General features: G+C 65.6%; 20 protein-coding genes. 6 read left to right on the forward strand and 14 right to left on the reverse strand.

Annotated elements, in window-relative coordinates; all coding sequences use genetic code 11:
* Positions 1-553 (reverse strand): CARDB domain-containing protein (locus Q0964_RS08110; protein WP_299265764.1); only part of this gene is annotated, 553 nt, incomplete at its 3' end.
* Positions 554-977: 424 nt separating this feature from the next.
* Here Q0964_RS08110 and Q0964_RS08115 point away from each other — a divergent pair.
* Positions 978-1,676 carry an SDR family NAD(P)-dependent oxidoreductase gene (locus Q0964_RS08115; protein WP_299265767.1) on the forward strand — a complete coding sequence of 233 codons (699 nt, stop codon included), beginning with the start codon at positions 978-980 and terminating at the stop codon, positions 1,674-1,676.
* Positions 1,677-1,713: 37 nt separating this feature from the next.
* On the opposite strand, the gene Q0964_RS08120 is transcribed toward Q0964_RS08115, so the two are convergent.
* From Q0964_RS08120 to Q0964_RS08140, 5 genes are all read right to left on the reverse strand, one after another.
* Entirely contained in the window at positions 1,714-5,115 is a 3,402-nt protein-coding gene (locus Q0964_RS08120) for a CARDB domain-containing protein (protein ID WP_299265769.1), read from the reverse strand.
* 331 nt (positions 5,116-5,446) lie between these two features.
* Positions 5,447-7,219 (reverse strand): histidine kinase N-terminal 7TM domain-containing protein, encoded by a 1,773-nt coding sequence (locus Q0964_RS08125; RefSeq protein WP_299265772.1) that lies wholly within the window; start codon positions 7,217-7,219, stop codon positions 5,447-5,449.
* 71 nt (positions 7,220-7,290) lie between these two features.
* A complete protein-coding gene (locus Q0964_RS08130) occupies positions 7,291-7,623 on the reverse strand; it encodes a DUF7977 family protein (RefSeq protein WP_299265775.1) in 333 nt (110 codons plus the stop codon).
* On the reverse strand, positions 7,620-8,660 hold the full coding sequence (locus Q0964_RS08135; protein WP_299265777.1) for a zinc-binding dehydrogenase: 1,041 nt from the start codon (positions 8,658-8,660) through the stop codon (positions 7,620-7,622). The genes Q0964_RS08130 and Q0964_RS08135 overlap by 4 nt, the downstream gene beginning before the upstream one ends.
* Before the next feature lie 54 nt (positions 8,661-8,714).
* A complete protein-coding gene (locus tag Q0964_RS08140; protein ID WP_299265779.1) occupies positions 8,715-8,867 on the reverse strand; it encodes a hypothetical protein in 153 nt (50 codons plus the stop codon).
* Positions 8,868-9,031: 164 nt separating this feature from the next.
* Between Q0964_RS08140 and Q0964_RS08145 the strand changes: the two genes are divergently transcribed.
* Complete coding sequence (locus Q0964_RS08145; RefSeq protein WP_299265782.1) at positions 9,032-9,688, forward strand: MogA/MoaB family molybdenum cofactor biosynthesis protein; 657 nt, start codon at positions 9,032-9,034, stop codon at positions 9,686-9,688.
* A gap of 163 nt (positions 9,689-9,851) precedes the next feature.
* Here the strand turns inward: Q0964_RS08145 and Q0964_RS08150 are convergent, their stop codons facing one another.
* Positions 9,852-10,166: a cupin domain-containing protein gene (locus Q0964_RS08150; protein WP_299265785.1), complete on the reverse strand. Its 315-nt coding sequence runs from the start codon at positions 10,164-10,166 to the stop codon at positions 9,852-9,854.
* 299 nt (positions 10,167-10,465) lie between these two features.
* Between Q0964_RS08150 and Q0964_RS08155 the strand changes: the two genes are divergently transcribed.
* Entirely contained in the window at positions 10,466-11,137 is a 672-nt protein-coding gene (locus Q0964_RS08155) for an MBL fold metallo-hydrolase (protein ID WP_299265788.1), read from the forward strand.
* Here the strand turns inward: Q0964_RS08155 and Q0964_RS08160 are convergent, their stop codons facing one another.
* The 5 genes from Q0964_RS08160 to Q0964_RS08180 form a co-directional block, all read right to left on the reverse strand.
* Positions 11,138-11,476: a DUF7126 family protein gene (locus Q0964_RS08160; protein WP_349254448.1), complete on the reverse strand. Its 339-nt coding sequence runs from the start codon at positions 11,474-11,476 to the stop codon at positions 11,138-11,140.
* Between the two features lie 34 nt (positions 11,477-11,510).
* The gene (locus tag Q0964_RS08165; RefSeq protein WP_299265791.1) at positions 11,511-12,056 is read right to left on the reverse strand and encodes a PH domain-containing protein; all 546 of its coding nucleotides are present in this window, start codon (positions 12,054-12,056) and stop codon (positions 11,511-11,513) included.
* Between the two features lie 68 nt (positions 12,057-12,124).
* A complete protein-coding gene (gene guaA / locus Q0964_RS08170; protein ID WP_299265794.1) occupies positions 12,125-13,042 on the reverse strand; it encodes a glutamine-hydrolyzing GMP synthase in 918 nt (305 codons plus the stop codon).
* Positions 13,042-14,691 (reverse strand): glutamine hydrolyzing CTP synthase, encoded by a 1,650-nt coding sequence (gene pyrG, locus Q0964_RS08175; RefSeq protein ID WP_299265797.1) that lies wholly within the window; start codon positions 14,689-14,691, stop codon positions 13,042-13,044. Before pyrG ends, guaA begins: the two co-directional genes overlap by 1 nt.
* Before the next feature lie 89 nt (positions 14,692-14,780).
* Positions 14,781-15,362 carry an alpha/beta family hydrolase gene (locus tag Q0964_RS08180; RefSeq protein ID WP_299265799.1) on the reverse strand — a complete coding sequence of 194 codons (582 nt, stop codon included), beginning with the start codon at positions 15,360-15,362 and terminating at the stop codon, positions 14,781-14,783.
* 56 nt (positions 15,363-15,418) lie between these two features.
* On the opposite strand from Q0964_RS08180, the gene Q0964_RS08185 reads away from it, so the two are divergent.
* The gene (locus tag Q0964_RS08185; protein ID WP_299265802.1) at positions 15,419-16,291 is read left to right on the forward strand and encodes a PspA/IM30 family protein; all 873 of its coding nucleotides are present in this window, start codon (positions 15,419-15,421) and stop codon (positions 16,289-16,291) included.
* Positions 16,292-16,395: 104 nt separating this feature from the next.
* A complete protein-coding gene (locus Q0964_RS08190; protein ID WP_299265804.1) occupies positions 16,396-17,415 on the forward strand; it encodes a DUF7972 family membrane protein in 1,020 nt (339 codons plus the stop codon).
* Here the strand turns inward: Q0964_RS08190 and thrS are convergent.
* Both thrS and Q0964_RS08200 read right to left on the reverse strand, forming a co-directional pair.
* Positions 17,412-19,334 (reverse strand): threonine--tRNA ligase, encoded by a 1,923-nt coding sequence (gene thrS, locus Q0964_RS08195; protein WP_299265806.1) that lies wholly within the window; start codon positions 19,332-19,334, stop codon positions 17,412-17,414. The two genes, Q0964_RS08190 and thrS, sit on opposite strands and share 4 nt — an antisense overlap.
* A gap of 102 nt (positions 19,335-19,436) precedes the next feature.
* Complete coding sequence (locus Q0964_RS08200) at positions 19,437-20,162, reverse strand: MinD/ParA family ATP-binding protein (protein WP_299265809.1); 726 nt, start codon at positions 20,160-20,162, stop codon at positions 19,437-19,439.
* 166 nt (positions 20,163-20,328) lie between these two features.
* Here Q0964_RS08200 and Q0964_RS08205 point away from each other — a divergent pair, with 166 nt between their 5' ends.
* On the forward strand, positions 20,329-21,846 hold the full coding sequence (locus Q0964_RS08205; protein ID WP_299265811.1) for a glutamate-cysteine ligase family protein: 1,518 nt from the start codon (positions 20,329-20,331) through the stop codon (positions 21,844-21,846).
* Positions 21,847-21,849: the final 3 nt, after the last annotated feature.

Raw genomic sequence — 21,849 nt, forward strand, 5'->3', positions numbered from 1 at the left:
TCGACACCTGGAAGTTCGGCGGCGTCGCCGGTGGGTTCAGCGTGATCTGGGCCGTAGCCGTATCGTTGGCGGTGGAGACACCGTGCGTGTAGGTGTCCGCCGCCAGGCCGGTCGTGTCCACGTTGAACGTCACCGTCGTGCTGGCCCCGCTGGCCAGCGTCTCGCTCTGGGAGGCGAGCGTCTCCAGCGAGCCGTCACCGTCCGTGTCCACGCCGAACTTGACGGACTGGGTGCCCTCTGCACCGCCGTCGTTCTGGACGTCAGCCGACACGGTGATCGTATCGTTGACGGTCGCCTCGGCGGGTGCCTGCAGGTTCGACACCTGGAAGTCCGCCGTCGGCGATGGGTCGGGAGCGCCCACGGACTTGAGCGTAACCACGCCGTCGTCCTCGTTGATTGTCCCCTCGACCGTCTCGCCGCCTCCGATGGACACCGACACGTCGACCGGGTACTGTTCACCGAAGAAGAAGAACGCTCCGACGCGCTCGGTCACGCTCTGCTCCGATCCGGTGGCCGTCACGGTCTCGGTATCGCCCGCGACGTTGACCTCCACCGTCTCCCCCTCAGGAGCGGTGAATGTGACTTGTACTTTGGAAACTTTCCCCGTAAAGAGGGTCTCTTTCGTTACCTCCGTAGTAACGTTTCCGAATTCCGCTTGGTCTGTCGTCTGTGTCGATACGCCTGTCGCCGCTGCGGGTTGCACCGCCACCATCCCCATCGCCACAATAGCGATAAGTAGTGCCGTCAACCCGGCTGAGTACAGTAACTTACGATTTGCTTGCAAGGTTTGCATTCCGCTACCCCCAGATGTCCATAGCTCGTTCCACACATATAATATTTCTCTTCAGTCAGTAAGAAATTTACCCAGCTAGTGATGGAACAAAACCGCGAGACGGCAGTGGAAAGCTGGTGAGAGAGTTTTCACTGCTGGTAACTGGCGGGTCGACTTTTTGACGGTAGCTGTCGATTTAGTGGACGTGGCGGTCGAGACGTACAACTCACTAGGTGGGCAGGTCGCACTCGTCACTGGCGCGACCCGCGGCATCGGGGCAGCCATCGCTGCGGACCTCTCCGACCGCGGGGCCACGGTGTACGCGGGCGCCCGAAATCTCGGGGACGTGACTGGTACGGAGTTGCTTCCGCTGGAACTCGACCTCGTCGACGAGGACGCCGTCGTCGAGGCCGTCAACCGCATCGACGACGAGAAGGGACGTCTCGACATCCTCGTCAACAACGCCGGTGTGATGGACAGCCGATCGGCCCTCGCGGAGATGCCGACGAAGGTAATCGAAGAGACGCTCGCCACCAACCTCCGCGGCCCGCTTCTGCTCACGAAGTACGCCCTGCCGCTCCTGCTCTGGCGCGACGGCAGCCGCGTCGTCAACGTCTCCTCTGCCTTAGCAGCGCTCCGGAGTGACGCCGGCCGCGGGATGCCCGCCTACCGAATCTCGAAGTCCGGCCTGAACGCCCTGACTGCGTATCTCGACGCGGAGTACGGCGACCAGGGCCTCATCGCAAACGCCGCCTGTCCCGGCTGGACCCGGACGGACATGGGCGGCCCGAACGCCGAGCGCAGCCCCGAGGAGGGGGCGGACACACCAGCGTGGCTCGCGCGGTTCAAACCCGATGGCCCTCGTGGGCAGTTCTGGCGAGACCGGCAGGTAATCGACTGGTGAGCGGCCGAAAAAATTCAGTGTTCGGTTAGCTGCCTGTTCAGCTCGCTTCCTGGAGGTCCAGGTAGAGGTCGAGCGAGAGTTCGTTCTGACCGGACGGACTCGGGATACCGACCTGACCGTTGAGCGCGTCGTTGAGGAACGTGCCACAACCCGACGCACCGGGCACGCTGAACGAGCCGTCGACGATGGTGGCTCTGGCAGTCGTGCCGTTGACGCTGAGCGGCGTCCCGGTGAGTCCACCACTCGTTCCGGTCGTCGCGTTCACGACGAAACTCGTTCCACAGCCAGCGCCGAGCCCTGGGACTCTGATTTGGAGCGTTCCGTTGACCGTCGCCCGACCGGTTTCGGGGTCGATCGTCCCCGAGAGGCCGTTCGGCGTCGTCACGACGATTGTGAGTTGGCCGCCGAAGGGACCCTCTGCCGTCTGGTTCGGGAACGTCACGTCCGACGGCGCGGCGGACCACGAGTCACCGTCGACCGTGGCGTCGACGCTCAGACACTGGTAGGTGTTGTTGAGCGGCTGTCCGTCGGGGCACGGCTGCAGGTCGAATCGCTGTCCGCTGGAGCCGTTAATCTCGACGTACCCGTCCTCCGCGACGCCATCGAAGCTGGTCGGCTGGATCGTCGCCGACTCAACCGTGACGGGCGTCGTCTCGCTGTCGTTGGCCGTCTCGACCGTCGCGGTGTAGTCGCCCGCGTCACCGCTCGCGGTCGTCCACGACAGCGAGACCGTCGTGCTCGCACCGCCGGCCAACTGGACAGTCCGGCTGTCACGGACCGTGTTGGCGACCGTCAGGTCGACCGTCTGTGATCCCTGCAGGTCGCCGTCGTTTCGGACGGTCGCGTCGACCGTCAGTGTCTCCGCTTCGGTCACCGGCGAGTCACTACTGGTTCCCGTGATTGTGAAGTTCGCCGAGTCGGGCTGTTCCTCGACCGTCACGCCCGTCGAGTCGGTGTCGTTAGTGGTCGCGACCGTTGCGGTGTACTCGCCCGCGTCGCCCGCGGCCGTCCCCCACGACAGCGTCACCTGCTGGCTCTCTCCACCGGCCAGCGTCAGCGACTGGCTCGCGCGTTCGGTCCCGCCGACCGACAGCGAGACCGTCTGGGTGCCCTCGAGGTCACCCGTGTTCGTGAGGGTCGTCGTTACCTCGACGGTGTCGCCCGCCGTCACCGGCGAGTTGCTGCTGGTGCCCGAGACGGTGAGGTTGGCCAGGTCGGGCTGTGCCTCGACGGTCACGCTCGTCTGGGCCGAATCGTTTGCGCTCACAAGGAACAGGCCGTAATCGCCCGTCTGGCCGGCCTGAGTCCGCCAGGACAGCGTCACCTGCTGGCTCGCACCGCCCGCCAGCGTGAGTTCCCGGTTGTCTATCCGGTCGTCGACGTCACCGCCGACGGTCAGGTACACGGTCTGGGTCCCCTGCTGGTCACCCGTGTTCGTGACCGTCGCCGTCACCTCGACGGTGCCGCCGGCAGTCACCGATCCGGGTTCGGAAACCTCTGAGACCGCGAAGTTCGCGGGGTTGGGCTGTTCGGTCACCGAGACGGTCGCCGTCGCGGTGTCGTCGTCACTACGGAGCGTCAGGTCGTACTCACCAGCGTCCCCGCTCTGGGTCGTCCACGACAGCGTCACCTGCTGGCTCGCACCGCCCGCCAGCGTGACGTCCTGAGAGTCCAGCGCCGCGCTCCCGTCGGTCAGCTGGATCGTCTGGGTGCCCTCGAGGTCACCCGTGTTCTCGACTGTGGCGGTCACTTCGACGGTGTCGCCCGCCGTCACCGGCGAGTTGCTGGAGACGCCTGACAGCGCGAAGGTGGCCGGGTCGGGCTGTGCCTCGACGGTCACGTCCGTCGACACAGTGTCGTTGGCGCTGGTGACCGAGGTCTGGAAGGTCCCCGTCTCGCCCGTGGTTGTCTGCCACGACAGCGTAACCGTCTGACTGGCGCCGCCGGCCAGCGTCACCTGCTGGCTGTCTTCGGCGACACCGTTGACGCCGAGACTCACCGTCTGCGTGCCCTCCAGATCGCCCGTGTTCTCGACGGTCGCGTCGACCGTCAGCGTCTCACCCTCCGTCACCGGCGAGTTCGACTCGATGCTCGAGACCTGGAGGTTCGCCGGGTCCGGCTGTTCCTCGACTGTCACACCGGTCGTGCCGGTGTCGTTGGCCGTCGCGACCGTCGCGGTGTATTCACCCACGTCACCTGCGGCCGTCCCCCACGACAGCGTCACCTGCTGGCTCGCACCGCCTGCCAGCGTCACCGACTGGCTCGCGCGTTCGACCCCACCGACCGACAGCGAGACCGTCTGGGTGCCCTCGAGGTCACCGGTGTTCGTGAGGGTCGTCGTTACCTCGACGGCGTTGCCTGCTACCACCGGCGAGTTGCTACTGGTACTCGACAGCCGGAAGTTCGCGGGGTCGGACTGGGCCTCGACCGTGGCGGTGGTCGACGTCGAGTCGTCGGCGCTCACGACCGACAGGGAAAAATCGCCCGTCTGGCCGGCCCGGGTCTGCCAGGACAGCGTCACCTGCTGACTCTCCCCACCGGCCAGCGTCAGCGATTGGCTGTCGACGCGCTCGTCGACGCTCCCGCCAACGCCGAGGGAGACGGTCTGTGTCCCCTGCTGGTCACCCGTGTTCGTGACCGTCGCGGTCACCTCGACGGAGTCACCGGCCATCACCGGGCCGGTGTTCGAGACCTGTGAGACCGCGAAGTTCGCGGGGTTGGGCTGTTCGGTCACCGAGACGCTCGTCCCAGCCGAGTCGTTGGCCGTCTCGACCGTGGCAGTGTAATTACCCGCGTCGCCTGCGGCTGTCTCCCACGACAGCGTCACCTGCTGGCTCTCCCCGCCGGCCAGGGTCAGCGACTGGCTGTCGCGCTCGACCCCGTCGACCGACAGCGAGACTGTTTGGCTCCCCTGCTGGTCGCCGACGTTCTCGACGGTCGCGGTCAGGTCGAGCGTGTCGCCTGCTGTCACCGGCCCGTCGTCGGAGACACCGGAGAGCTGGAAGTCCACGGGCGCGGCCGGTTCGGTGCCGCCGTCGGACTCGTTGCCGTCGCCGTCATCGCCGTCGTCGTCGCCGAAATCGGACTCGTTGCCGTCGCCGTCATCGCCGTCATCGTCACCGAAATCGAACTCGGGGCCGTCGTCGTCGTCACCGAAGTCGAACTCGGGGCCGTCGTCGTCGTCACCAAAGTCGAACTCGGGTCCGTCGTCGTCGTCACCGAAGTCGAACTCGGGGCCGTCGCCGTCGGATTCGTTGTCGTTACCTCCGAAATCGAAGCCCGAGTCGCCACCGTCGTCGAACCCGAAGTCCTGTGCGATATTTGCCTGGTCGCCTGTCGCTACCACTGGTGCCGTGCCGATCGCGAAAACACCGATCACGACGACCGTCGCGAGCGCCACGGAACTCCCCACGTCGCGGATCCGTTGTCCTGTATTCATATATGAGATTGATTCTCGGTGGCGACGCGGCGTCAGGATGGAAGACAGGTCCCAAACCCCCCTGCGATGTCGCGCAGTGTCAGCGAGCGAACGTTGCAACCGGATACCCCCTCACGACGCGGTTGCGACCGATCCACCCGGAAATCGTCCCCGTATCGTCGCCACTACAACCCCGTTTTCAATTGTATCATATTTGTTAATTCTCCCGGATATCGACGGTACTTTATTGCAGATACAGGCGGTAGAAAGAATTTCTCCGTCGTCGGCCGCTGCTGGCGACCGACACGGAGCGTGGTCGACGGACCAGCGAGCGGTGTGGAAGGGGAGTGGCTCAGTCGTCTGCCGAGAACCGGTTCTCGGTTGCGTCCATCGCCCGTCTGATTTTGGCCATCGCATCGGACTGGTCGGTGTCCTGCTCCGCCGTCTCGCTGGCGTCGGGCAACCACGCCGTGACGGTACAGCCGCGGTCGCCGTTCTCGAACTGCAGGCGACCGCCAAACTGCTCGACGGTCCAGGAAACGACCCAGAGCCCGACGCCGCTCCCGTGTTTGAGCGCCGTCTCCTCGCCCTCTTCGAGGACGGACAGTTCGTGCGGGTCGATACCCGGTCCGTCGTCGGCGACTTCGACCGCCGAGAAGCCGTCGCCCTCGCGAACCCGGACGGTTACCGCCGGCTCGTCGGTGTCGCTGTGTTCGACAGCGTTGGTGAGAAGTTCATCGAGTGCGATAGCGATGGCGGGGTCGGTTTCGGTGTCCACGTCGTCCGGCAGCTCGGCGGCGATCGCCGCCGACGGGTAGCGGTTGCGAGCGTCGCAAACCTCTCTCGTGACCGTCTCCCCGAGGTCGACCGTTGCCGTCCCGTCTTCGTCGAACGTTCGTGAGACCTGCCCCACCTTGTCGCTTTGATCGGTAATCCGGGTCGCCGTCTCCGCGATCAGATCGAGGCGCTCGCGGAGGTTCGGGTCGGCCAGTTGCCGTTCGACGAGTTCAGCGTTACCAGCGACGACGTTCATCTCGTTGCGGAGGTTGTGTCTGAGGAGGCGGTTGAGGACCTCGAGTCGCTGGCGCTGCTGGCGTTTGCTGGTCACGTCACGGAGACTGATCAACACGCCGGCAACCACACCGTGGGCCCGATTGAGCGGCGATATCCGGACGTTGTAATACCGGACTCCCCCGTCGCTCTCCAGTGCGAGTTCCGTCTGAACACTGGTTTCGGCGCATTCCTCCAGCAGGTCGGCGAGCGCCGGAAGGACCGTCTCGAGTTGCGCCCCGATGACGGCGGCTTCCGTCCTGTCGAACAGTTCCGCGGCCGCGGGATTGATGTCCGCGACCTGCTGGTTGTCGTCCAGCACGATCACGCGATCGGCCATATTCTCCAGAATCTCGTCGCGCGCGAGGCGTCGCGCGACCGGGACGAGTTCCAGCAACTGGCCGCGCAGGATCGTACCGGCGACGATGAGCCCACTAAGCAGGAACCCGACGGTCGTCGGATCGACGCCCGGCGGGAGGTACTGAAACACGAACAACGCGTTTGCGACGAGCGGAATGAACATCGCGATCAGCAGCGCGGTAGCCTGTATCCGGTAGACGCCCTCCGCCAAGAGAATAATACGCAACAACAGGGCCCCACCGAGCAGTATCAGCAGGTACGAGTAGATGACGTGGACGTCGAACAGGACCCCGTGTGTCGCGCTGAACGCGGCGAAGCCAGCGGTCTCGATGAGCGACGTCTCCGTCCACAGAAGCGCCGGCCGAAGCAGGACCACGCCGACGATGACAACCGGTTCAATCAACAGGAGCGCGAGCACCCGTAGCGTGAGTAACTCGTCGTTGCCAGTGTACTCAAGCACCAGCGCCAGCCACGCGAGTGGGATCACACAGGTAAGCACGAATCCGACGCGAGTCCAGAGGAGCTTCGTCGCCAGCGTCGCCGCCGTGAGGTTCATTCCCTCCACGAACGACCAGAGGCTCGCACCGATCATGAACACGGCCAGCGACGTCGCACCCGGGCGGTCACGATGCTGGAGCGCGAACGCGCCGACTCCGAGCCCTACGATTGCCGACAGGAACACGGGCGCAGCGTAGGGCGTGTACTGAATTTGCATCGCGTGTTAGCAGTACAACGTAAACCCCCAGAATAAGGGTTCCCTCGTCGGTATCAAAACTGAAATCAGGCTTACCCCGACCGAGACTGGACCGCCGACCAGACTGCGAGCGCGCCCAGCACGAGCGCCGGGACCAGCGGCAGGACGAGGTATGTGTTTCGCCAGCCCAGTCCGAGCGCGGCGACGCTCCCGCGGGCCGCAGGCAGCAGGTACAGCGCACCCGGGACGACTAGGAATGCGACGACGACGGCGGCGACCAGCAGCCAGCCATGCCAGTCGAACTCTTCGTCCACGTCGCCGACGGTGTTCCGTGGGTAGACCTCGGCCGATTCCACACCGTCGTCGGTATCGCCGTCGCTTCCCTCAACGGCACCCGGTTCGTGGACGTAGCTGTCGTCGCTCACAGCTCGCTGTCTGGCCGGACGACGACCTTGCCGAACCCTTCCCGGTCCTGGAGCATCTCGTGAGCGCGGCTCGTCTCGCTCATCGGCAGGGTGTCCCGGACGCGAGGCTCGAACTCGCCGTCCCAGACCAGTTCTAGGACGTCGTCGACTTCGCCGGGCGTGCCCATCGTCGAACCGATAACTTCGAGTTGGTTCCAGAAGATGCGGTTCACGTCCGTCTCGGGATTGGGTCCCGTCGTCGCCCCGCAGGTCACCAGCCGGCCGCCCTTCGCGAGGCTGGCCAGCGATTTGCTCCAGGTGGCGGCCCCGATGTGGTCGACCACCATGTCGACGCCACGGTAGCCCGTGATGTCGCGGATGACGTCGTCGAAGTCGTCCTGCTCGTAGTTGATCACTTCGTCCGCGCCGAGTTCGCGTGCGTACTCGAGTTTTTGATCGCTGCTGGCGGTCGCGTACACTTCCGCACCGACGTACTTCGCGATCTGGAGAGCCGCGTGGCCGACGCCACCGCTGGCCCCCAGCACCAGTACCGTCTCACCGGGCTGGAGGTCTCCCCGTGTCACCAGCATCCGCCAGGCGGTCTGGAAGACCAGCGAGGCCGAACCGGCCACCTCCCAGTCGACGTGCTCCGGGACCGGGACGAGGTTGTCGGCGGGCACGGCCGCCTGCTCTGCGTGGACGCCGCGGACGTGTTCGCCGAGGATGTGGAAGTCCGCACACATCGTCGGCTCGCCGTCGCGACAGAACTCACACGAGCCACAGGAGACACCGGCCGAGACGGCAACGTGGTCGCCCACCGCGAACCGGTCCACGTCCGTGCCCACGTCGGTGACGACGCCGGCCGCGTCGCTGCCGGGGATATGTGGCATCTGCAGGTCGATTCCCGGGAGCCCACGCCGGGTCCAGACATCGAGGTGATTGAGCGCCGCTGCCTTCACGTCCACGAGGACTTCGTCGCTGGCCGGCTCTGGGTCGGAGAACTCGCCGTATTCGATAACGTCGGTGTTGCCGTGTTCGGAAAATTTGACTGCCTGCATATCAATCTGCTTGGCCGGCGGGTGCAAAACGTTGACGACTGGCCACGCTTTCAGCTATGCGCCGTCGGAGGCGGCGACGAACGCCGCGAAACTCGCCTCGTGCCCCGTCCGTGAGACGTGGTCGTCCCGCCGACCCGCTGCCGACTCGCGGTCCGGCACGATCGCCTCCGCCTCGCAGTCGTGACAGACGAAGTGATACCGTGTCATTATCTACCCCATCAGTATCCATTATTATTAATATTTTCTCCATCGGCACATATTGGACTGTTGGCGCTCACCACGGCGGCTCCGCACACCCTGTCGGGACGTCGACCGGACTGGCGCGGGGCGGCGGGCGGGAGTGTTTAGGTGGCGCGACCGGAACAATCGGTATGGTCGACTTCCAGTCACGCGACACACGACGCTCGCCGAGCGAGGACGACGAAGACGAGGCCGACGACGAGGCTGAGGCGGTCGGCACGGACGACGGGGGCGGACACGACGAGGACCACGACGACGGTCACTCCCACGACCACGACCACGACCACGACCACGATCATCACGAACACGACCCCGAGTCCCTCGGTGTGGCCGTCGTGACGGTCTCGTCCTCACGGACGCGGGAGAACGACCCCGCAGGCGATACCATCGAATCCACGCTGACCGGCGCGGGCCACGAGGTCGTCGTCAGAGACGTGATTCGAGACGATTACGACGGCGTGCAAAACACCATCGACGCGTTCGTCGGTCGCAGCGATGTGGACGCCGTCGTCACCAGCGGTGGTACCGGTGTCACACCCGACGACGTGACCATCGAGGCCGTTCGCCCGCTGTTCGACAAGGAGCTGCCCGGCTTCGGTGAGTTGTTCAGACTCCTCTCACACGAGGAGATCGGAACCAAAGTGGTCGGGACTCGCGCCACCGCCGGCGTCGTCGACGGCGCCGTCGTGTTCTGCCTCCCGGGCAGCGAGAACGCGACCCGACTCGGCACCGAAGAGATCGTTCTCGAACAGGCCCCACACCTCGCCGGCCTCGCCCAGCGGGACTGAACCGGGACGGCCACCTCGGGCAGCAACTGGTCCGGTCACACCGGTCTCGGTGCCGCCGCGAGCGTTCCAGGTCCCGGCCGGTTCGAGGGCCCGGTACGGGACCGGCGGTGTCCGGGGCCTCCCGTCGTCGGTCGTCGGCGGCCGGCCACGCCGTTCGGGCGTCTCACCCGGGGAGCGGGCAGAGACTCGCCGTCAGGATCACCACGTCGTCGGTCCCGTTTCGCGCACCGTGTGACTGGCCCCGTTCGTTGAACACCACGCCGGGGGCAGTAATCGTCTCCTCGGTGTCGCCCTGCACGACGGTCACCGTCCCGTCGAGCACGTGGAACACGTTTGCGGCCCCGTCGTGAACGTGTGGGTCCAGTTCCGCCCCCGGTCCCAGGGCAAAGACTTTCACGAGCACGTCGTCGCTGACGGCCAGTTCGTCGTCGAGCACCTCGTCTGCGTCGGGGTCAAGGTCGGGCAGTCGGTCCAGCATCGTATCCGGAGTGTCGGCCGGACCGGACTTAGCGGTTCCGTCGGTGACTCGCCGTTCGGGTCCGGCGTCGTTCCCGGACCGGTGTCCCCTTTTTTCCGACTGTCGTCCGCGGCGACACCGGCTTCGCTGTCGGCGCTGGCGGGACCGTCGTCGAACGCTGCCGCCCCCGACTCGAACCGGACTGCCGGCGCGTCCACAGCCGCCACGATTCGGCTAAAATCGCCGTTTCGCCAAGGCACGGCCCCGCAGGACTGTCGATTAGCATGGCTTTTAGCCACTGGCGCCCCCAGACTGCGGCGATGGTAACCGAACTCGGGGACGACATCTGGTGGTACGACCTGCGCGGGGTGAACGCCTACCTCGTCGACGACGGGGCGGTCACGTTGGTCGACGCGGGCAACCCGTGGGACGGACGCAACCTCGTCCTCGGCGTCGGTCGGGCGGGCTACTCTCTGCAGGACGTGGATCGAGTGCTGCTGACACACTACGACTTCGACCACGTCGGCGGTCTCGGCCGCCTCCGTGGCATCGACGCGACCGTCTACGTCGGCGCGGCCGACGAACCATACCTGACCGGAAAGAAGCGCCCGCCGCTCTCGAATCACAAGGGTGCGCTCCAGAACGCGCTGGGTCCGTTCCTGAAATCCCCGCCCGTTTCGGTCGAAACCGTCGCGGACGGCGAGGCGGTCGGGAGTTTCACTGCCTATCACACGCCCGGCCACACGCCCGGCCACGTCACCTACGTCAGCGATACTCTCGACGCCGCCTTCCTCGGCGACCTCGTCACGGAGTCCGGCGGGCAACTGCGCGCCTCGCCGTGGCTCATGAGCTACGACACCGACGCCGTCGCGGAGAGCGTCCGGGACCTGGCCGACCGTGCACCCGGGTTCTCGGTCGCGGCGATGGGCCACGGCACCCCCTTCGAGCGGCGTGGCCGCGAAGCGTTCGACCGACTGGTCGACTCGCTGTAGTCACTCCCCGCCGTTGGCGGCCTCCTCGGCTACGTCTTCGGGATCGAACAGCGCAGGGTCCAGAGCCATGTGCGCCTGTCCTTTCACGAACTCGGGGAGTGAATCGGAGGTGTACGCGATGATTCTGAGGTCGGCGGTGAGGTCGGTCGCGACTGGAATCGCAGTCGCCAGCGCGGCGTCGGTGATGACGAACAGGTCCGCGTCGTGAATCCCCGCTTCCTCCAGCGCCGGGCGGTTCGCGGTGCCCGCGGCTCGCGTGACAGAGAAACCCGCTGCCGACAGTGCCGCTCCGAGGTCGTGTTCGTCGGGACCGGCGATGACTGCGTCCATAGTTGCCATCTGTATCCCCCAGGGCTTGGCTCTCACGGTCGCGTCACGTCGGCCGACCGCGGGTCGCGGACTCTGTGTATACGACGAGTTCCCCCTCGACGGCCCCCGCGGCAGGAACGCGCGGGATTCGGAGTCTGTGTCCGTCTGCGCCGTACACGTCGACGGTGCGGGTCCCGGCGAGTCGGTCGGCGAGTGTCGTCCGAATCCGCACCCGTTCGACCTCCGCCCGCGGCACCGTCACCGCACGCGCCCCGAACGAGCGAGTGATCCACCCCGGGCTGACCGTGACGGACATCCGGGCCTTCCGGGCTCCGTCCCGGCCGACCGCGAGTCCGATCCCAGCGAGCCAGAGGACCAGTCCCGTGTGCAGCGATATCTGCGGCGACGGAAGCGGCAGGACCAGTCCGAGTCCCAACCACAGCGACACCAGGACGGCGAGAGCGATCGCGTATATCAGTCCGGCGACGGCGACGGCCAGCGGGTTCAAAACTGGAATCGGGCGAATCTCGGCCTGGATCGGTGCCGGGCGGCCCGGCAGGTCAACGGTGGGCTGCGCCGCGGTGTCGGCGCGTCGGGCAGCGGGAGGCATCGGCTCTCTGAACTCGCGCCAGCGAAAAAAGCGGTGGGGGTTGGGTTACACCGTCACGCCACGGCCGGTCACTCGTATTCGATGGTCGCCGGCGGCTTGTGGGTCACGTCGTAGAGAACGCGTGCGACGTTCTCATTTTCGCCGGTGATGCGGCTCTGGATGCGCTGGAGGGTCTCCCAGTCGACGTTCTGTGCGCGGGCGGTCATCCCGTCGCGGCTCTCGACCGAACGGACGGCGACGACCCAGCCGTGAACGCGGTTATCACCCTTGACGCCCGTGGCTTTTCCGAGAACGGCCGCCAGCGCCTGCCACGGGTCGTGGTCCTCCAGTTCCACCTCAACCACGTGGTTGGCTTCGCGTGCGACTGCGAGTTTCTCCTCGGTCACCTCGCCGATGATCCGCACGGCGAGGCCGGGGCCGGGGAACGGCATCCGCTCGGCGATGATCGCCTCGAGGTCGAGATCGCGCGCAACCTCCCGCACTTCGTCCTTGTAGAGGTCCCGCATCGGCTCGACGATGCCCTCGAAGTCGACCACGTCGGGCAGACCCCCGACGTTGTGGTGGGACTTGATCGTCCCCTCGCTCTCGATACGGTCGGGGTAGATCGTTCCCTGGACCAGATAGTCGGCGTCGACCTCTCGGGCGACCGTCTCGAACTCCCGGATGAACTGCTCGCCGATGGCGTGGCGCTTCTCCTCGGGGTCGGTGATTCCCTCGAGCGCATCGAGGAAGCGGTCTTTCGCCTGCACTATCCGCAGCGAGTCCATGTAGTCGAACGTCTCGCGGAGCTGCTCGGTCTCGCCTTTCCGCATCAACCCGGTGTCGACGTAGACGGGAGTGAGCTGATCGCCGATGGCCTCGTAGGCCAGGGCGGCGGCCGTCGAGGAGTCCACGCCACCCGAGAGGGCGATGACAGCGTTCGCGTCGCCCACCTCGGTCGCGATTTCGTCGACTTTCTCCTCGACGAAGGAGTCCACGTCGACCATCAGGCCTCGACCTCCTGGACCGCGAGGTCGGCTTCGTCCAGTACCGCTTCCAGCAGGCCGACGAAGGGTGGGCTGGCACGGCCGGGTCGCGAGCGGAACTCGGGGTGGAACTGCGTCCCGAGATAGTAGGGGTGATCCGAGAGCTCAAGAATCTCCATGCGGTTGTTTGTGTGGCCCGAGAAAACGAGGCCGGCGTCTTCGAGGTCGTCGATGTACTCGGGGTTGACCTCGTAGCGGTGGCGGTGGCGCTCGGTGCAGGAGGTATCGCCGTAGACGTCGTGGGCCAGCGTCCCAGAGTCGATATCCGTCTCGTGGGCACCGAGTCGCATCGTCCCGCCCATGTCTTCCAGGTCGTACTGCTTGGGCAGCAGGTCGATTACCGGGTGTGGCGTGTTCTCCTCGATCTCCGCGGAGTGAGCGTCTTCGAGGTCGAGGACGTTCCGTGCGTACTCGACGACGGCCATCTGGAAGCCCAGACAGAGCCCCAGCCACGGCAGGTCGTTCTCGCGGGCGTACCGGCAGGCTTCGACTTTCCCCTGGATGCCACGGGAACCGAAGCCACCGGGGACGACGACGCCGTCCACGTCGTCGAGTTCGTCGTCACACCCGTCAGCCAGGTCCTCGCTGTGGACCCACGTCGTCTCCACGTCGACACCGGCTTCCAGTCCGGCGTGTTTCAGCGACTCGTGAATCGAGATGTAGGCGTCTTCCAGCCCGTACTTCCCGACCAGTGCGACCTCGACCTCGCCGGTCGTGTCGCGGGTGACGAGTTCCCGCCAGTGGTTGTCCCGTTCCGTCTCGGGCGGCGCCTCGGACTGTAGGTTGAGCCGGTCCATCACGTACTCGTCGAGCCCTTCCGCCTCGATCACCAGCGGGACGTGGTAGATGTCTTCTACGTCCGGATTGGAGAAGACGGCGTCCGTCGGCACGTCGCAGAACAGCGCGATCTTCTCTTTCACGTCGGTGTGTAGTTTGTCCGCACATCGCCCGACGAGCACGTCCGGTTGGAGCCCAATGGAGCGGAGTTCCTTGACGGAGTGCTGTGTCGGCTTGGTCTTCTGTTCGCCGTTTTTCGAGTAGGGCACGAGGGTGACGTGGGTGAAGAGAATATCGTCGTCGTCTTCCTCGTGTGCGAACTGGCGGAGGGCTTCCAGATACGGCATCCCCTCGATGTCCCCCACCGTGCCGCCCACCTCGACGATACAGACGTCGTGGCCCGCAGCGGCCTCGCGGATGCGCCGCTTGATGTCGTCCGTAACGTGCGGGATGATCTGGACGGTCTTGCCGAGGTAGTCGCCGGCCCGTTCTTTCTCGATGACGTGCTGGTAGACTTTTCCCGTGGTGACGTTGTGGTCGAAAGTCATGTCGATGTCGAGGAACCGCTCGTAGTTCCCCAGGTCCAGGTCGACCTCCCCACCGTCTTTCAGCACGTACACTTCGCCGTGCTGATACGGGTTCATCGTTCCAGCGTCGACGTTGAGATAGGGGTCGATCTTGACCGCCGTTACGTCGAAGCCGGCGTTTGCCAGCAGGCGTCCCGTACTCGCGGCAGTGATGCCTTTCCCCAGTCCGGACATCACGCCGCCGGTGACGAAGATGAACTTCCGACCCAGTTCCGGGTCGTAGTTCGTCTCTGATTCGGTCGGCATACCGACGGTGCGCGCGGCGCGGTCAAAACGGTTACGGGAAGCCCCGAGTGTGCAACGAATGCACACTTTCCGCTCGGGCGACCGGCCGTTCACTCACCGGAGAGGAACCCGGCCACGGACTCGCCGATCCGGTCGTTCTGCCCTGCGAAGAAGTGATCGCCCGGGACCGACTCGACCGTCGCCTCGTGCTCGCGGGCGCGCTCAGCCACCGGTTCCCAGTCCACGGTCGAGTCACGCTCGCCGACCGCGACCTGGACGGGACAGGAGAGCGCGTCGAGGGCCGCCACCGTGTCCGCACCGCCGAGGGACGCAGGTGGCGCGAGAACGGAGACGGCACTCGGCTCCGACTCGGCCGCCGCGAGCAACGCGACGCCGGCCCCGAAACTGTAGCCAAAAAGCGCGACAGCGTCGTAGTCGTCGCTGGCGGACGCGACGACGGTCAGGGCGTCCCGGCGTTCGCCCTCGCCTTCGTCCCAGGGACCGTAGTCGAACCGCAGGCACGCAACGCTCCGGTCGGAGAGCGCCTCCCCCACGGCACGGAGTCGCGGGTCCGACCGCGTCCCGCCCATTCGGGGGTGGGGCGGACAGGCGACGACGGCCCGGTCTGCCCCGGGCGTGTCGACGGTAACCCGTAACTCGCGGTCGCCGGCGAGACGGCGCTGTTCGCTCATGTCGTAGGAGAATCAGGTGTGAGAGATTTAAGGGCAGCGGTACCCAAGTAGTCCATATGGGAATCCTCTCGCGCGCCTCCTACGTCATCCGCTCGAAGGTCAGCGGGCTCCTCGACAGGACCGAAGACCCCTCCGAGACCCTCGATTACTCCTACGAACAGATGCGCGACGAACTCCAGAACGTCAAGCAGGGTATCGCCGACCTGACGACCCAGAAAAAGCGGCTGGAGATCCAGCAGCGCCGTCTCGAAGAGAACGTCGAGAAACACAACGACCAGGCCCGCGAGGCCGTTCGACAGGACCGCGAGGACCTCGCACGCCGGGCGCTGGAGAAAAAAAAACAGAAGATGAACCAGATCGAGGACCTCGAGAGTCAGATCCAGCAACTCCAGCGCCAGCAGGACGAGTTGATCGACCAGAAAGACGACCTCCAGAACCGGATCGAGCAGTTCCGCACCAAAAAGGAGACGATGAAGGCCCGATACAAGGCCGCCGAGGCCTCCAAAAGCGTCTCCGAGGCGGTGACGGGCGCCGGCGACGAGATGGCGGACGTCGGTCGGGCCATCCAGCGGGCCGAGGAACGGACCGAGGAGATGGAGGCGCGCTCGGCCGCGATGGACGAACTGCAGGAGAGTGGGGCCTTCGAGGACGCCCTGAGCGACAAAGACCAGTTGGACCGGGAGCTCGAGGAAATTCGTACCACGGGCGAGGTCGACGCCGAACTCGACACGCTCAAGTCCGAGGTCGGGACGGACGAGGGCGCCACGACGAGCGAATCCGAGGCCGACGTGGACGCCGAAACCGACGTGGGCACCGAGGCTGATACGGACGCCGCGGACATCGAGGCCCCCGACGCCGAGGGGGCGGCGGTCAACGAAGCGGAACTCGACACCGAACTCGAAGAGCTAAAAGAAGAGGAGAAAAACTGACCCGCCACCGCCAACCGCGAGACAGGCGCGCTCGCGACGACGGTCACCCTCGGCGGTCTTTGCGTCACCCACAGTGATTTTTGAGTCCAGGGAGACGCGGGGGTATGAACGGAGACCGCGACACGGGCTCCCGGGGCGACCCCGAGACGATGCGGCGCCGGGTTCCGGGAGGCCGGCTACGGCTGTGGATACTGCTCGAAGCGAAACGGTGGCAGGTCAGCGTGGTCATTCTGGGGCTGATATTCTCCGGTCTGGTGGTCGTCGGGGCCGTCGATCCGACTCCGCTCGGCTTGGTTATCGAGAGCTCCGACCCGATCGAGACGTTGTTCCAGGCCCTCGTCACTGCGATTATTACCGGTGTCACGCTGGTCGTCGCTATCAACCAACTCGTTCTCGCACAGGAACTCGGGCCACTGGGTGACCAGCGCGAACGCATGACTGGGGCCCTCGACACCCGGCGGGAGATCGAGTCCGAACTCGAAGTCGACGTGGCTCCGGCCGACCCGAGTGCCTTCCTGCAGGCACTCGTCGAGTCCGTCGGGGAGCGGAGCGCGAGACTCGCGGGCGTCGAGGCGGCCGACCCGGACGTTCGCGACCGGGTCGAGTCGTTCACCGGGGACGTCGCCGACAACGCGGCGTTCGTCGGCGACCGGCTCGCGGACGCCCAGTTCGGTACGTTCGGGGTGGTCTCGGCGGCGCTGGACTTCGGCTACTCCGAGAAAATCTACGAGGCTCGACGGTTGCGCGCAGCCCACGCCGACGACCTCCCGCCGGAGGCGGACGACGCATTCCAGGACCTGCTCGACGTCCTCGAACTGTTCGGACCGGCCAGAGAACACATCAAGACGCTGTACTTCCAGTGGGAACTGATCGACCTCTCGCGGATCCTGCTGTACACGGCACTGCCGGCGCTCGTGGTCGCGGTGTCGATGATCGTCTACTTTGACGACGGAGTGGCCTCGTGGTCGGCGCTCGGGGTTGGCGGACCGGTGTGGGTCACGAGCGCCGCGACGACCGTCGCGCTGGTGCCGTTCGTCGTTCTGGTCGCGTACATCCTCCGTATCGTGACCGTCGCCAAACGGACGCTGGCGATTGGGCCCTTCGTCCTGCGGGGCGAGGATTAGTCCAGGAAGTCCGGTTCCGTCCGCTGTTTTCCCACCTCGTCGTCGAGGTGGTCGCGGAAGAGCGTCGGGTCCACGTCGTTTCGCTCGCGCTCTTTCCGGTCACGCACGGAGATCGTCCCCTCGCTCTCCTCGTCGTCACCGAGGATGAGCATGTACGGGACCAGGTCTTCGTGTGCCTGGCGAATCTTCTTTTTGACCGTCCAGGACCGTTCCTCGATGGTCACCCGGAAGTCGCCGAGGTCGCGTTTGATCTCCTCGGCGTACGGGATGTGGTCGTCGCTGATCGGGAGGATTCGGATCTGTTCGGGCGCGAGCCAGGTCGGGAACTTCCCGTTGTAGTGTTCGGTGAGGACCATGAAGAACCGTTCGTAACTGCCGTAGAGTGCGCGGTGGATCATCACCGGTCGGTGTTCTTGATTGTCCTCGCCGACGTAGGTCAGGTCGAACCGCTCCGGCATATTGAAGTCCAGTTGTACTGTCGGCCCGTCCCAGTCCCGTCCGAGTGCGTCCTCGAAGGCGAAATCGATCTTCGGGCCGTAGAAGGCCCCGTCGCCGTCCTCGACGACGTACTCCATGTCCGCGCTGTCGAGGACCGACTCGAGCTGGGACTCCGCACGTCCCCAGATCTCGTCGCTGCCGACGGACTTCTCGGGGCGGGTGGCGAACTGTACGGTGTAGTCGAGATCGAACGTATCGAGAATGTCGAGGATGATGTCCATGATCGCCTCGACTTCCGCCTCGATCTGGTCCGGACGGACGAACAGGTGGCCGTCGTCGATGGTGAACGACCAGACCCGCGAGAGGCCGGAGAGTTCGCCTCGCTGTTCCTTGCGGTAGACCTTCCCGTCCTCGAAGTACCGGACGGGAAGGTCACGGTAGGACCACTGCCCCTGGTCGAAGATGGTCGCGTGACCGGGGCAGTTCATCGGCTTCAGTCCGTACTCCTCGTCGTTGACGTCGAGCAGGAACATGTCGTCGACGTAGTTCTCGTAGTGGCCCGACTTCTTCCAGAGTTCAGTGCGGAAGACGTGGGGCGTCTCGACCTCGCGGTAGTCGTTTTGCCTGTTGAGGCCGGCCACGTAGTCGGACAACTCGTTCAGGATTGTTTTTCCGTTCGGATGGTAGAGGGGCAGGCCTGGTCCGGTGGTCTCGTCGATCGAAAAGAGGTCCATCTCCTGGCCGATCCTGCGGTGGTCCCGCTCCTGGGCCTTCCGGCGCTGTTCGAGGTACTCCTCGAGGTCGTCTTCGGAGGGGAAGGCGGTGCCGTAGACGCGGGTGAGCATCTCGTTGTCCTCCTCGCCGCGCCAGTAGGCTGCGGACATCTCCAGCAGCGAGAACCCGCCAATCTCGCCGGTCGACTCGACGTGGGGCCCCTGACAGAGGTCGTAGAACTCGCCCTGCTGATAGAACTGCACGGGGTCGTCGCCGGCGGCTTCGTCGTCCAGAATCTCCCGTTTGAATCGGTTGTCCTCGTAGCGCTCGAAGGCTCCCTCGCGGGACACCATGTCTCGCTCGATGTCCAGGTCCGCCTCGATAATCGCCTGGGCTTCGGTCTCGACTTCCTCGAGGTCGTCCTCGTCGATATCGACGCCGGCGATGTCGTAGTAGAAGCCGTCGTCGGTCCAGGGGCCGATCGTGAGTTTCGCCTCGGGGTAGAGCCGTTCCAGGGCCTGTGCGAACACGTGAGCCGCGGAGTGGCGGAGCACGTCGAGGTACTCGTCGGCACTCTCTGTGACGATCTCGAGTGCCACGTCGTCGTCGATGGGGGCGTGCTTGTCGACGAGTTCGCCGTCGACGACCCCGGCGACGGTGTCCCGACCCAATCCCGGTCCGATTTCGAACGCAACGTCCTCGACCGTCGACCCCTGCTCCATCTCGAGGGTCGACCCGTCGGGGAGCGTGACCGTGACCTCGCTCATACCCGTGGCAAGTCGACACCACGGGATAAGTGTATTGAGAGCCCGGCGGTAAACACTGGGTCGACGGCGGCGATAGGCCGGTCGCTCCGGCGGTGGCCGTCTCTATCGGGACTCGACTGGGCGTTCCGCCGCCGGTTCGTCGCTCCCGCCAGCGAGTTTCGCCCCGAGGCGGCGGTAGGCCTGTGCGGCGTAGCTGTCCGGCGAGGTGACCACGAGTGGCTCGTTCTCGGTCGCCACGTCGTCCTGTGGCACTACGCCCAGAATCTCCTGTCCGAGCTCGTCGCCCACCGCGGACACGTCGATGTCGTCGCGCACTTTCGTCAGGACGGCGCCGACGACTCGACCGTCGACGCGTTCGGCCAGCTCCCCGACCTTCTTGACGTCGGTCAGTGACACCTCGTCGGGCGTCGTCACGAGGACGATACCGTCCGACATTCCTGCTGGTACCAGCGTCTCGTGGGAGAGCCCCGCACCGGTGTCGACGATGACCGTCTCGTAGGAGCGTCGTAAGGCGCGCAAAACCGGTTGGAGGTTCGAGGGATCGGCCTCGGCGAACGCCTCCAGCGTGCCCCGGCCCGCCAGTACAGACACGTCTTTCGGGCCCTCGGCGATGGCGTCGGCCAACTCGGCCTCGCCGGCCAGTACGTCGTGGAGTCGCGGTTCGTGGTCGATGCCGAGCAGTTCGCTCAGGTTCGTCATCCCCAGATCCGCGTCCACGACGACAGTCCGTCTGCCCGCGTCCTGCAGTGCGATCGCCGTGTTTACCACCGTCGTCGTCTTGCCCACTCCACCTTTGCCGCCCGCAACCGTGTACACGTCCCCAGCCATGTGTTATCGACAATACCGTCCGATAACTCAAATAGATACGGTGAGTAAAGAAGGGTAGTTTAAATGTTATGAGGATGAACGCTGTCGATACCCGATTGGAGTTGCCGGTTCGGCGGGCGCGGGGAATCCGCAACACTGAATCCGTCGCTCGCGGGACAGTTTGTCAATGACCGATTCAGTCGAGCTGGTGGGGCAGTCGCTCTCCCCGGCGACGCGGGAAACCTTCGAGGACCGCGTCGACGACCAAGCAGCGTTTCTCCAGGCCGCGCTGGAGCGGGGTGACCTCGACACCGAGGGGTTCGCCATCGGGCTTGAACTGGAGGTGTACGCCGTCGACGACGACGGCAGACTCACGCCGATTCCCGAGGGCGTATTCGAGCAGTGTAACAAGGAACTCGGGCGCCACAACGCCGAGTTGAACACGGACCCGGACCCGTTTACCGCCGATGGGCTCGACGCGCAGGCACAGGCACTCGAAGAGCAGTGGGACCTGGCGCAGACGGCAGCCAGTGACCACGGCTGTGACCTCGTGCTCGACGCGATGTGGACGACGCCGCCGGCCGAGGGCAGCGTGGCGTACCTCGGCGACACTGCCGACCACGACGGGACCGACCTCCCGACGAACATGCGGTCGGTCCCTCGCTACTGGGCCATCGACCGCCACTGCGTAGAACTGGCCGGTGGGGCTGTCCCGTTCGACGTGCCCGGCACGTCGGTCGAGTTCCCGACGATCCTCTTCGAGTCACTGGCCACCTCGATTCAACCGCACGTCCAGATTCCCGACGCGGCGCAGTTCCCGCGGTACCACAACCTCGGGATCCGGACGCTCGGCCCGGTGTTGGCGCTCGGAACCAACTCTCCGTTTCTCCCGGGCGATATGTACGACGAGGGCGCCGACCCCGAGCAGTTGCTGGCCGAGACCCACCACGAGCTACGCATCGCGGCTTTCGAGCAGTCGGTCAACCACACCGATCCGCCGAAAGTTCGGGTCCCTGAGGACCTGCACAGTCCGAGAGACGCCGTGGACCACGTCGTCGCGGACCCGCTGCTCGCACCCTTCCTCGCGGAGTGGGTCGAGGGGGCCAAAAAAGGGTTCACCGGCGATATCTGGGAGTTCGACCACAAGCGCGGGACCTTCTGGCGCTGGCTTCGGGGTGTCATCGGCGGCGAACACGTCGACGGCATTGGCGGCCGCCGCTCGATCCGCATCGAGTACCGCCCGCTCCCGACCCAGCCGTCGATCCGCGACACCGTGGGCTTCCAGGCGCTCGTCGGCGGCCTCCTCCGGGGCCTGGTCGCCGCCGATCACCCCCTCGGTGATCTGGACCACGACGCCGCCGAACGGAGTTTCTACGAGGCCGTCGAGAACGGACTGGACGGCGAACTGGCCTGGATCACCGCGGACGGCGAACCCACGAGCGACAGCGAGACCGTCTTCGCCGAAGTCTTCGAGTACGCCCGTCGGGGCCTCGAACAACAGGGTATCGACGACGCCACCGCCAGCCGCTACCTCGACCCGCTGGAAGCCCGCTGGGAGGCCCGGACGACCCCGAGTCAGTGGAAAATCGACCGCGCCCGCGCGGAACTTGACGCCGGCGCGAGTCTCGAAGACGCGCTCGCGACGGTCCAGTCCGAATACGCCCGGTTGTCCCGGGACCACGACACGTTCGCAGACTGGCTGTGAGCG

Origin of the sequence: Halorientalis sp., from assembly GCF_028275115.1 — an archaeon.
Lineage (GTDB): Archaea > Halobacteriota > Halobacteria > Halobacteriales > Haloarculaceae > Halorientalis.